This is a genomic window from Gammaproteobacteria bacterium, from assembly GCA_035546635.1.
Lineage (GTDB): Bacteria > Pseudomonadota > Gammaproteobacteria > JAURND01 > JAURND01 > DASZWJ01.
Genome location: DASZWJ010000034.1, coordinates 109,253 through 121,303, shown reverse-complemented (window position 1 = coordinate 121,303; position 12,051 = coordinate 109,253). Strand labels below are relative to the sequence as shown.

General features: G+C 38.5%; 14 protein-coding genes. 8 read left to right on the top strand and 6 right to left on the bottom strand.

The features are described from left to right. Positions 1-5 precede the first annotated feature (5 nt). The 3 genes from VHE99_09935 to VHE99_09925 all read left to right on the top strand — a co-directional run bounded on the left by VHE99_09935 (position 6) and on the right by VHE99_09925 (position 2,417). Entirely contained in the window at positions 6-1,055 is a 1,050-nt protein-coding gene (locus tag VHE99_09935) for a hypothetical protein (protein ID HVV69331.1), read from the top strand. 70 nt (positions 1,056-1,125) lie between these two features. After that, a complete protein-coding gene (locus VHE99_09930; GenBank protein ID HVV69330.1) occupies positions 1,126-1,419 on the top strand; it encodes a hypothetical protein in 294 nt (97 codons plus the stop codon). Positions 1,420-1,433: 14 nt separating this feature from the next. Then, positions 1,434-2,417, top strand: a complete 984-nt coding sequence (locus VHE99_09925; GenBank protein ID HVV69329.1) for a response regulator — start codon at positions 1,434-1,436, stop codon at positions 2,415-2,417. Positions 2,418-2,681: 264 nt separating this feature from the next. Here VHE99_09925 and VHE99_09920 read toward each other — a convergent pair whose 3' ends face one another. Next, positions 2,682-3,836 carry a hypothetical protein gene (locus VHE99_09920; GenBank protein ID HVV69328.1) on the bottom strand — a complete coding sequence of 385 codons (1,155 nt, stop codon included), beginning with the start codon at positions 3,834-3,836 and terminating at the stop codon, positions 2,682-2,684. Between the two features lie 206 nt (positions 3,837-4,042). After that, positions 4,043-4,756, bottom strand: coding sequence for a hypothetical protein (locus tag VHE99_09915; protein HVV69327.1), 714 nt, complete (start codon positions 4,754-4,756; stop codon positions 4,043-4,045). A gap of 170 nt (positions 4,757-4,926) precedes the next feature. Here VHE99_09915 and VHE99_09910 point away from each other — a divergent pair, with 170 nt between their 5' ends. Both VHE99_09910 and VHE99_09905 read left to right on the top strand, forming a co-directional pair. Beyond that, positions 4,927-5,334, top strand: a complete 408-nt coding sequence (locus tag VHE99_09910) for a LuxR C-terminal-related transcriptional regulator (protein HVV69326.1) — start codon at positions 4,927-4,929, stop codon at positions 5,332-5,334. Between the two features lie 99 nt (positions 5,335-5,433). Beyond that, on the top strand, positions 5,434-6,009 hold the full coding sequence (locus VHE99_09905; protein ID HVV69325.1) for a L,D-transpeptidase family protein: 576 nt from the start codon (positions 5,434-5,436) through the stop codon (positions 6,007-6,009). A gap of 2 nt (positions 6,010-6,011) precedes the next feature. Here VHE99_09905 and VHE99_09900 read toward each other — a convergent pair whose 3' ends face one another. After that, positions 6,012-6,500: a cupin domain-containing protein gene (locus VHE99_09900; GenBank protein HVV69324.1), complete on the bottom strand. Its 489-nt coding sequence runs from the start codon at positions 6,498-6,500 to the stop codon at positions 6,012-6,014. Between the two features lie 72 nt (positions 6,501-6,572). Next, the gene (locus VHE99_09895) at positions 6,573-7,772 is read right to left on the bottom strand and encodes a multidrug effflux MFS transporter (GenBank protein HVV69323.1); all 1,200 of its coding nucleotides are present in this window, start codon (positions 7,770-7,772) and stop codon (positions 6,573-6,575) included. Positions 7,773-7,883: 111 nt separating this feature from the next. Here VHE99_09895 and VHE99_09890 point away from each other — a divergent pair, with 111 nt between their 5' ends. Further along, the gene (locus VHE99_09890) at positions 7,884-8,318 is read left to right on the top strand and encodes a thioesterase family protein (protein HVV69322.1); all 435 of its coding nucleotides are present in this window, start codon (positions 7,884-7,886) and stop codon (positions 8,316-8,318) included. Here the strand turns inward: VHE99_09890 and VHE99_09885 are convergent. Continuing rightward, positions 8,277-9,152 carry a LysR substrate-binding domain-containing protein gene (locus tag VHE99_09885; GenBank protein HVV69321.1) on the bottom strand — a complete coding sequence of 292 codons (876 nt, stop codon included), beginning with the start codon at positions 9,150-9,152 and terminating at the stop codon, positions 8,277-8,279. The genes VHE99_09890 and VHE99_09885 overlap by 42 nt on opposite strands. A 195-nt stretch (positions 9,153-9,347) precedes the next feature. Between VHE99_09885 and VHE99_09880 the strand changes: the two genes are divergently transcribed. Together VHE99_09880 and VHE99_09875 are read left to right on the top strand one after the other, a co-directional pair. Beyond that, complete coding sequence (locus VHE99_09880) at positions 9,348-9,887, top strand: peroxiredoxin (GenBank protein HVV69320.1); 540 nt, start codon at positions 9,348-9,350, stop codon at positions 9,885-9,887. Positions 9,888-9,984: 97 nt separating this feature from the next. Beyond that, positions 9,985-10,509: a carboxymuconolactone decarboxylase family protein gene (locus VHE99_09875; protein ID HVV69319.1), complete on the top strand. Its 525-nt coding sequence runs from the start codon at positions 9,985-9,987 to the stop codon at positions 10,507-10,509. A 95-nt stretch (positions 10,510-10,604) separates the two neighbouring features. Here the strand turns inward: VHE99_09875 and VHE99_09870 are convergent, their stop codons facing one another. Continuing rightward, positions 10,605-11,963: a hypothetical protein gene (locus tag VHE99_09870; protein HVV69318.1), complete on the bottom strand. Its 1,359-nt coding sequence runs from the start codon at positions 11,961-11,963 to the stop codon at positions 10,605-10,607. Positions 11,964-12,051: the final 88 nt, after the last annotated feature.

The window sequence follows — 12,051 nt, the reverse complement described above, 5'->3', positions numbered from 1 at the left end:
TTTTCATGATTAAACCTCTCATTATATTAGCGAAACTTTTCATCTTCTGTCTTTTTCTAGTTTCACCACTACTCGCCCTATCAACCCCCAGCACCCCCCCAGTCAATATACTGACCTGGTGGGGTTATTTAACCAGCCCCTGGGTACATGAAATGATTATGAACCAATGTCACGTCAATATTTCCTACGACGAATATTATACCAATGATGAATTTATCCGTAGATTTCGAGAACATAATACCCAATACGATATTGTGATATTTCCCAATATTGACTATCAAATGTTTGCCAAACAGCTCACCAAAAATACTAGCAAACTATTCGAAAACACCAAAGCTTATGAAAAAAATGTCAGAGCCAATTATGAAAAACAAAATTATGCCCACAATGTCGTATACTTCCAGCTCAATATTGAAGGATTTTTATGGAATCCTAAAGTCATAAATCTCTCTGATACTGACTCAATTTCTACTCTATTTAAAAAAGCTGGCTCTAACACGGTTGTGATGATTGATGACCCCATGTTTGTTTATTATCTGCTCAATACAAATGTAGAAAATATCGATAAAATGGCCGAGTTGAAAAAATTTGAAAATCTCAGTAAAAATTCAAAATTATTTTTAACTAATGAACTGAATGATATTTACGGACGATCAGATTTTGCCTTTGCCTATACCTGGCCAGGCATTGCTATTTATGCCATAGACAATAAATATAAAAATTACCGTTACTTGATTCACCCAGAATTATCTCTAATTTCTGCCGATCTTTTAGCCACAATGAACAATAACCCTGCAACTGTTTGTGTAGCCAATGTGATGGCTGGCAAAGAATTTCTCAGCAAAATGCAAAATGATGCCTTGTATATATCACCTTATAAAGACTTAACCAGCATATCCAGTCCCACCATGAAAAACTTTGTGGAAAGTTTTTTCATTGCTTTGCCCAAACTAAGGTGGCAAAATAGCCGCGTCAATGAGACGGACTTTGATTCTATGGATCAGGCATGGAAGTTTTTTAAATTGAAATTTAATAATAGGCAGTATACACATTAAAAATCATACCTAAGTAAACCGTCACCCCCTTTGCAAAGGGGGTGAATATATTCACATTCACAAGGTCCTGATGCCGATAATTGAAAATCCAGAAAACACCTGGCTAAAATTTATTCATGACCTTAAAACTTCACTAGTAACCACTAGCGCAGGGATAAACAGTGTCAAAAAATATTTACCCACATTGATCGAAGCCTATAAAGCTTCCAAACCAAACCTCCGCATCTCTCAAGAAATACCTGAAAGACACCTAGCTATCCTAACTAAGCTGCTGGAAAATAGCGAAAAAGAAATAAACAATTTAAATCTCTTGGCAGATGTTACGGTTGCTCATTTAAAAAACAAACCCATCTCAAATTCATAATCCAAGGTACTAAAATGGAAACAGCACCCCTATTTTACTGGCCAACTGATATTTTAATAGTCGATGACAACCAAAGCTTTTTAGAAAACTTCAGCTCAGCCTTAGATGAAAGTGCTTCTGTGATAATATTTGATAACCCACATGCCGCTTTAGAAGCTTTAAGCAAAAATAATAATGTCTTTGAAGATTTATCTTCTTTAGCAACTTTTGTGAATTCCAATGAATACGATGATGAAAATCCACTAAAAAAAATCGACTACAGTAAACTATCCAATTTTATTTATCAAAAACAGAGATTTAACAATATCTCTATTGCCATAGTCGACTACACCATGCCAAAAATGAATGGTGTTGAATTCTGTAAAAAAATCTCCAACTCTCGTATAAAAAAAATTATGCTCACTGGCGACGCCAGTTATGAGATTGCTGTGAAATCTCTTAATCACGATATTATTGATGCGTTTGTACCCAAAGATGCCACCCATGTTTTTGATGAAGTCAATCAATACATTAAAAAAATGCGCTTAGCCTATTTCTCAGATATCTCTAACTCCTTGCAGGGTGATCCGCAAAATACACTGAAAACTTCTCAAGATTATTTGAAATTATTCAGGCAATTTGTCAAACAAAATAATATAGTGGAATACTACCAATTGGATGTCTCCGGCAGTTACTTGGCGTTAGATAAAGCCGGTCATAATTATTGGCTAGTTATAAAGAGCATGGATAAGCTACAACAAGATATAGACGTGGCCAAATACCATAAAGAAAACATTGAAGTGCTTAAAAAATTAGAAACGAAAACCCATCTTTTATTTCTCTTCTCTGAAATAGAAAAAAAACTACCCGTTTCACTATGGGGTAATTATATTTTTCCCATTGCAAACTCTTTCAGTTTTAATAACTGTCAATATTTCAGTGCGATTATTAAGAAAGAAGACTTTAGTTTACGGCGCAAAGATATTGGTACGCTTCAGGCTTACTTGAGCGATAGATAAATGTGTGTACTAGCCACTACTCCTTCTCCCCTTGTGAGAGAAGGTGCCCGTTAGAGCGGATGAGGGGTGAGTTTGAGTTGGCTTTGAGTTGAATTGCCATAACAGGCTCACCCCTCATCCGCCTTCGGCACCTTCTCCCACAAGGGGAGAAGGAGTAGTGCCTATTTATGGGTAATGATATGGTTAAGCACTACCTTTCCCCCTTGTGGAAAAAAGGAATTGCACTTTGTATCTAAATCCACCACACTATTCTGAGATAATAGATCAATTTCTTGAAAGAGAAGACGGGCTATTAACTAACTCTTCGGTATCAGGCGCCATCCAAGTCGCTGATCGTCTTTTTTCTTCCATTTCTGATTTGACCTTTGCTGTTATTTGCTTAGTTTCGCTCTCATTCGGTGATGATGATGAAGCAATCTCTTTAGTTATTCTATCTTTAAATTCCCGTTCATAACTGAGTAGAGAGCTTTCGATTGCGGCCTTAAACATGTCCTTATAAGAGTCAGGAGAAGAACGCTCAGCTGAGTACGCAACCAATTCTGCCGCCTCTTCTTCTTTTAATTTGGCCTTACCACGTGTTCGAGCTGCAGCCATACTAGACAAAAGCTGTTCTTTGCTTGAGGACGTTGCGCTCTGTATGCGAGCATAAGTGCCCGTTGTACTCGATCGGGACGATAATGGTGTATCGCTAACATCACGCTTAGGTTGGTCTTTTAAAAATGAGTTACAAACGGAAAAACTAGTCTTTGGCACATCTCTGAATCGTCTTATTAACTGATCGCAGCCTTTACTTAACTGTTCAGTTGCTTCTTTCTCAGAAACACCTGATGTTTTTTGAACCTCATTGCGGGCTAAGAGTGCCTTCAGTGATAAATAATATTGTTGGCTATCCGTTAACCCTGAGTGTTTAATAGTATTAATTACGCGCGGGTAATCTTCTTCAAAACTTTTAGAACTATTATTTGTATCTGATTTTAGAAATGTATCTGGTTTAAGCCAAGAATCTATAGACTTGCCCAATATTCTAAAGTTTTCAGCTTGCTCTCCAGTTCCACGAATTGTAAGCGAACTGGGCATGCGGAGGGTATCCTTTCCATAAGCTTCTACAAGTTTTCGCATGCCTAGTTGAAAATATTGATCTTTCTCCAAGAGGCCATCGTAACCACGATCATGAAAAAAATCACTAATTTTGCTCAGAAACTTAGCTTTTAAATGAAACTGGGCGCTAGGATTATGTTCTAGTCTTATATTAATTGCGGCAAACAAGTCTTGACGATAACGCTCAATTTGTTCCTGAGCTTTTGCTTTATTAAAATGTGCAAATTGATGACAATCCATATTGTCTATTAGACGCTCTAAACCTCTAGCATCTAGGTCTGCTATCTTTTCTAATTCAATTTCTTTTGCATCATCTTGCATAAATTTGGCTCTTTATGTTGTTAAATGGGGTATTTAATGCTTAACATCCTAATACTATTTCCCTTATCAGCTCATTGTATTTTACAAATCTTAAGAGAATATTAAACTTTGGCAGAATATGCGTACAAAAAACGTCATTTTCAAAAAAGCACTGTCATTCCCGCGAAGGCGGGAACCCATCCTTGAACTTCATTAGTAATTACCTCTCATAACGCTTTTTTATAGCAACGAATAATTGGTGCCGCACTCACAATGGCTACATCATAAAGCACTGGCATTTTGGTAGTAGTATAAATATTAGAACACGTCAACATATACACACCGGCTTTAGAGCCCTCCTGCAGTTTTCTGGCCAACACCTTGCCCTCTTGCGTTTGAATGATGCAATTTTTATTAAGCGCCTTATGGATATTATCTGCAAACAACTTAATACCTGCGACAAAATCACCTGGCTCAAATATTGGACTTAAACCATCATCTTCGATAGTGTAAATAATCACATCGGGAAACTGTTTTCTGAATAACAATAATTCATTGGTGATTAATTGTTCTTCATTATCCGGTACCACATAAGCCTGTTTACCACCTTTCTCAGCAGCGCTTTTGTAATCGGGTATCACATAAGGACCTACCCCTATCTCATATAGCAACCAATCTGCTGTACAAACCACCCCTTCCTGCCGCACTCGCACCACAACCCTTTCAGCACCATCAACCGGTAACCCCCCATAACGCGCCACTTCCCATCCTTTATAAGTATTGATGTTAATAGCACCATCATGACACATTTGCTCTCGCGTTAAATTAGCCATATTCCGCACACGTTTCAGCCGTTCTGCCCTAGCCTCCGGCGTTGAATTCTCATCTGTGACCAGCACTTTTTTAGTGTATTTTCGACGCATATCGTATTTTTGACCCATAATGAGTTTATAAATTGTAAAATACAAAATATTTGATTCGAATCAAATCGAATATTTGACAGCAAAGTGCCCTTCGTATACTATCACCTCTCATGCAAATCCGTCACCTACCTCTCTTAAGTACCGTGGCGAATTTGCACAGCAGTGACTAATTAAACCTAGGAGTATTTATGCAGGCTAAAAAAATATCAGATTATTATGCCCTAAGCCAATTAATCAGACCGACATCAAACCCTTACTTGACCCATGAAGTTTTCTATCCAGAATTTTTCAAAAAAACCGAACAAACTAAAAAACTTACCACAACTTCGAAAATAAATATTGCAGAAAAAAAACGTTATTATTTGGGAAATAAATATCCAGGTGTATATTTTACTAACCAAGAAGCCAAATGCATGGTGCATTTCTTAAAAGGTTTGAGCAATGCAAAAATTGGTAAAATTTTGCAACTATCGACAAAAACGATAGGCTACTATTGCAGTAGAATGCGCTTTAAATTGGGTTGTCGCACGAAATTAATGCTGATTGAATTAATTAAGACTACAGATTTTATGCACTGTCTACATGAGATAGATTAATTTAAAATTCATACTCTGCACTGCTTACTCTCCCTTGAAAAAAGGGGTGAGTAGTTACAAACTAGTTAAACTTTTTAGTAACCCAAGGAGGCTTATAGTTTGCACGCGATCACCACTGTATTAGTATGCACTCTGGCTACTGGACACAGCTATCCCTGCAGTATAGGCAAAAACGGCGTTTGCGCGCACAAACAAGAAGGGGATAATACAACACCGGCGGGAAGCTTCGCCTTGCGACGCGTTTTTTATCGTGAAGATAAATTAACTGCACCCGAGCTTGCGACGTTAACTCAGTTAAAAGAGCGGGGTTTCAGCGTCCAACCCCTGACACCCGATGATGGCTGGTGTGATGACCCGGCTTCTCCTTATTATAATCAATACATCAAATTATCCACATTCGATAGAACAAAAGTCCCTCCCCATGAAAACTTATGGCATAAGGATGATGATCTTTACGATATCATTGTCGCGCTGGGATACAATGATAATCCCGTACGGCCGAGTAAAGGCAGCGCGGTTTTTATGCATATTGCCAGACAAACGTCGGAAGATAATTATGAACCCACTGCGGGGTGTGTGGCATTTTCTAAAAATGATTTATTACAAGTTTTAGCCCATGCCACACTCGCTTCTCGCCTGGTGGTGACTGAAAAAGGCACCATCACGCTTAAATAACTTCAAGGAGCCTCAGCTTTAGTCTTATAAGCTGCATTAGCAGGTATATCCCTATTGGAATAAAAACTAATTAATTTTAACGGAAGATTCGGATTAGAATTAATAATATTATGTTGGATACCCTGCGGAATAAATATGAGGTCACCAGCCTTTATCGCTGATTCCTTGCCATTTAATAGTGCTTTTCCGCTTCCTTGAACCAGTAAAATCACTTGGTCAAATGGATGGGTTTCCATGCCAATTTCATTTTGCGGATTTGTGGCGGGAGAGACATTCATGAAGACGATTTGGGCATTCTTCCCTGTTAAAAATGCCAACTTCCAATTATTATTGGCTTCAGCAGATTTAAAAATTTGTCCAACCACTTGCGGATTATATACTTCATCACTTCCTGGGTTAGCTGAGTTCGACGGAAAGGCCGTGGTACTCAATGTACTTAATACAACGACAGCACTCAAGGTAAGCAATTTTCCTTTTAAACCTCTAATCATAAAATAAACTCCTTTTATTTAAGTTAACGCTTTAAATTATAGCTTATAATTGAATAAACTAAATAGTTTTTTCTACAATCCGGTTTCAATTAATTTATTTTTCCGTAAGACTATAATAGATCTTAACATCATTAGCAGCGATAAAGTCGCACACAAAGCCATTAAAAGCACAATTGGACGCAAGGTGTGATTACCCATCCAAGCAGATAACGCACTCATGCAACCCGCCACAGTTAATTGTAAAGCGCCCATTAACGCTGCGGCCGTTGCGCTATTGTGTTTAAAAAACTGCAAATAACAGGCCTGATTGTTGGGTGATATGACTCCCATTGAACCCACTGTCACCATTAATGCCGGAACAAATAATATTAATTTATAATCATGAAAATACACAATGCCCACCAACACCAGCACAGCTAGCGTCTGCAACACTACCGCCAAAGACAACAACAAAGACGCCGCAAAACGCCGTAATAATAGACGATTAATAAAAGCCAAAAATCCCATCATCGCAATGTTACAGAAAAAAAACACCGCAAAAACAAATTTTGATACCCCAAACCATTCTTGATAAATAAATGAAGCATTCGTCAAAAAAATCATCATAATACTAAAAGCAAACGCTTGTAACAGAATTAAATAAATCGCTACCGGATTTTTTATCACTGCAACATAACTGGAAAAAAACGTAATTTTACCCATTACCGGTTTGATAGGCGCTGGTTCAGAAAATAAATATAATCGCAATAACACAATGACCAGCACCGCATAAGCGGCTATAAATACAAAAATTCCACGCCAATTCGCTACCGTCAGTATAATACTGCCAACCATGGGTGCTATAGCTGGAGCCACGATCATCATCTGTGCGATTAAACTAAATAATCTGGCCGCCTCCTGCCCTTCCACCCGATCGCGCACGATGGCAGGGACACTCACCGCACACCAACCACCCCCAAATGATTGAATAATTCGCCACACAATTAATGCCGACAGAGAATGGCTGCAAGCAATCATGATGCTGGCTACTGAAAATAATACCAAACCGGTTAACATGATTTTTGCTCGCCCATAGCGATCAGATAAAGGTCCGCCAATCAATTGACCAAAAGCCAAGCCAAAGATATAAACACTGACACTGTAGCCCACATTATCAATATCGGTATGCAAGCCTTCTGCAATACTGGGAAAAGAAGGTAGGTAGGTATCAAAGGCAAAAGGGCCAAGCGCTACCGCCATTGCCAAAATAATTGCTAATCTTAAAGAAGCCATTTGAGATAATTCCCGTGCTTTGGGGTAAATAAATAATTTCGCTTAATTGAATTGATGTACAAATGCCTGGATAATGTCAGCTCTGATTTTTTTCTCTAAGAGCATCCAAGCATGAATCACATCCAATACATCTGGGAAGCAAAAGTCCGCGATTATGAACTGGACTCACAAAGCATAGTCAATCATGCGACCTTTGTGAATTACTTTGAACAAGGTAGAAATGACTTTGCTCGATCGCTAGGCGTAGATCACCTTCAATACTATCAAGCTGGCTTTGCCCTGGTTATTTCTGACATTACCATTAAGTATCGATTGCCATTAAAAGCGGGAGATGAATTTTATGTCACTTCAAATATCGCTGAGCTCACCGGCACACGCTTAATTATTGCCCAGGAACTACGCCTCAAACACTCAGATCATTTAATAGCCAAAGCCAGCGTTGATATTGCCTGTATTAATCTACAAACTCGGAGGTCAGGTATTCCCGATATGCTAAAAGACACTTTAGCACATTACTTTTCTAATCAAAGCGCCAAAGGCAATTAACAGTGGAATTTTCACACTGGAAGTCCGCCATAACATACCAATCGCACGTGACGGTTTGGGAGTTGAAAACGCCACATAGCTAATTTGCTCATGAGATAGACAGGCTAATTCCGGCATCAAGGTGACCCCCATCCCAGCTGCAATCATATGCCGCAGCGTTTCAAGACTCGTCCCTTGAAAATTTTTATTTTCCAGGGCATTGGCTGTCGCACAGATCGCCAATGCTTGATCGCGCAAGCAGTGTCCTTCCTCTAATAGTAATAGCTTTTCATTCGTCAAATCAGCCTGTTTAATTAATTTTCTCTTACCCAAACTATGTCCAGAAGGGACAGCTAATCTGAATGCTTCATCAAATAAATGATAAGAAGTTAAATCTTGCGCAATAATCGGCAAAGCTAAAATAGCCGTATCGATAATTCCTTGTGAAAGTTTAGCGATTAAATGGGCTGTTCTGTCTTCAAATAAATATAATTTAAGCTTGGGAAATGCTGAAGTGATGCGAGGAATAATGCGCGGTAAAAAATAAGGCGCTAAAGTTGGGATAATACCCACCTTTAATTCCCCTGCTTCGGGATCGCGGGCTGCTGCGGCGATTTCGCGTATTTGTTTAGTCTGTTGTAAAATTTCTCGGGCATGTTCTACGACTTGATGACCCACCTCGGTCAGCAAAATCGATTTACCGCTGCGCTCAAGCAATGCTACCCCCAGTTCTTGTTCGAGTTTTTTAATCTGCATACTGAGGGTAGGTTGGCTGATAAAGCACTTAGCTGCCGCCTTGCCAAAATGGCCTTGCTCGGCCAGAACACTTAAGTAGTTAAGGTCACGTAAGTTCATTTTATGCTCCTCACAGCGTTTACACTTTCCTTCTCTCATCCCACAAGGGGATTCCCTTCGGTCACAGACAAGAGCAGGAAGAACGCCATAGCTTAAATAGATATTATTTATTAAAAATATAAAAACAATCGATTATCATTATCGACATATCCAGATTATGCTGTCAACCGTTACCCACTACTTCAGGAGAAAAACATGTTAACCATTGGCGATACTTTCCCTGCTTTTAACGTCAAAGCTGTCATTTCAAATACTATCCAAGATGCCTTTGTGGATATAAACCATAAAACTTATGCGTATCAATGGCAGGTGATTTTCTTTTGGCCTAAAGATTTTACTTTTGTCTGCCCTACTGAAATCGCTGAATTCGGTCGTTTAAACAGCGAATTCGCCGATCGTGATACGCAACTACTAGGAGTCAGCACCGATTCTGAATTTGTCCATCTAGCCTGGAAACAGCATAAAGAAGAATTACAGCACCTACCCTTTCCCATGCTGGCAGATGTAAAGCGCGATTTATCCAGTGCCTTGGGGATACTGGATAAAAACGAAGGCGTAGCACAACGCGCAACCTTCATTGTCGATCCACAAGGCATTATTCGCTTTGTGATGGTCACTGATCTGAATGTCGGACGCAATCCCAAAGAGGTTTTGCGCATTTTAGATGCACTGCAAACGGATGAGTTATGTCCGTGTAATTGGCAAAAAGGCGAACAGACGCTGGTAGTTGCTTAATCAGCAAACATACATTTTTCCTTCTCCCGTCTGTGACCGAAGGGAATCCCCTTGTGGGATGGGAGAAGGAAATCCTTTCAAATTTTAGGAGTATGCCATGAACATCGAACAATTAAAAAACGCCTTACCCGAATACGCAAAGGACATCAAACTGAATCTCATCAATGTGCTCAGCATCGATGGCGCGCCGGATTTAAATTTAAATCAAATCTACGGCATTGCACTCTCTTCAGCTTTGGCGACTGGTAATAAAGAAGTGATAACTGCCATCACAGCACAAGCAGAAAATTACCTCTCTGAAAAAGAACTGGAAGCAGCCAAAGCCGCTACGATTATCATGGCCATGAATAATGTGTACTACCGCTTTATTCATCTAGCCAGCGATAAATCCTATGCTGCGATGCCAGCTAAATTACGCATGAATGTGATTGGCAATCCAGGGATTGATAAAGTTAATTTTGAATTAAATTGTCTAGCGGTTTCAGCAATGAATGGCTGTGGGATGTGTATGGACGCGCATGCGCATGAATTGACTAAAGCGGGAATTAGCAAACTGGGTGTGCAGTCTTGCGTGAGGATTGCTGCTGTTGTTAATGCAGCAACTATAAGCTTAAAAATTTAAAAAGAAAGCAACTTCCCTATTCCTGTCGTCAATTAGTTTGAAATGGGTCATCTCATTCTTTAATTGACGACAGATGTTTATTAAAACTTTATAAATTAACTAATCAAGCAAGTACTATTACCTTCAGCCCTTGTATCAGCAACATGACTTAATCCTAATAAGTATTCTGCTTCTAGAGTTTCTTTGCTCTTTTTTTCCTTTTTTCTTTTTTTATTTTTAGAATTAGTACTAAAAGCTCCAAGTTCTTCTAATCTTACTGCCTGACTACCTTTTGGTTTGATTTTTTCTTCATTTTCCCCATGGCTTGCAGATTTAATGTTTTCAGTATCAGTACTGGTAAATTCGAAAGATAGTTTTCGCCTCACCGGATTATCTATACTTGGCTTAATGATAGCTCCTTCTGCACTTGCTTTAAGAGGAGATAAGCTAAAATCTATACTCTCACCCTTTACTCTCCTATCAGCGTTTACAATCTGATGGTGCATATCTTGATTAATCGATTTTTTTTCACCCACTTCATTTAGACTTAAGCTTTGCAATTCTGTTGGTTCTACATAACTTTCTAACCCGTTAAGCTCTCTCAATTTATTTTGGACAACCCTACTAAGTTGAGGACTAAGCCTAAAATTTAAACCTTCAACAGTTGAGTCAAATAAGAATATTATGCCTGGTTGGGGCGCATTTTTTTCATTAAATTCTTCAATTACCTGCTTCACGAACAACTCGGTATCTTCTTCTATCCTCTGCTTTAATTGAGTATATTGATTGGCTTTAACCCTATATGACTGATCTTGCTTTATAAATTCTAGAAAATCTGGATGAGTTTCGGAAATATTTTTTGGAGGAGGTATTGGAGCTTCTGGAAAAGCAGGTAGCTCTTTTAACATTTGTTTACCAATATCAGCCACCACTGCGTTAACTATGACTAAACTTGCAAAATCATTTCTTTTATCCACACCGCAACGCTTACAAATACCTGCTATTCTTCTTATATCGGGCTCAAAGGTTAGTTTGCTTGTTTCTATTATTTCAGAATCTAAATCTTGTGTTTCCGTCACCGGTTCAAAAGTTAATTTTTCTACTTCTATTATTTCTAAATCTGCTACAGTCTTTGCAAGATTATCACAAATCTCCTGAAATTGTTTTATTACCCTTTCATCCATAACCTCATCCAAAGCGTTAATTTGTGTTCCTGCAGATTGATAGCCATCAAAAGCAGCCTCATACACTGACAATCCACCTTTTCTAGAAAACTCTTTAAAAAAGCCATTTTTTTGGGCAAATGAATAGCTACTAGGCTTAAGATCTCTACCCCTATGTTCCTGAGTGCGAAATTGTATTTGCTCAGAATCTTTAACTGCATCATCAATTTTTTCTGGATTACTCAAAGTATTATAAAAAAGTTGTAAAACTTTAAGCTGATCCGTATGTTCACTTACTACTTCTTCTGACATAACACCCCCTTTCGATCTAAATTAATTAACTCTAATCTAACGCATAGAAAATTATTTACAATTTAACAAATCAACATTAACCTTACAT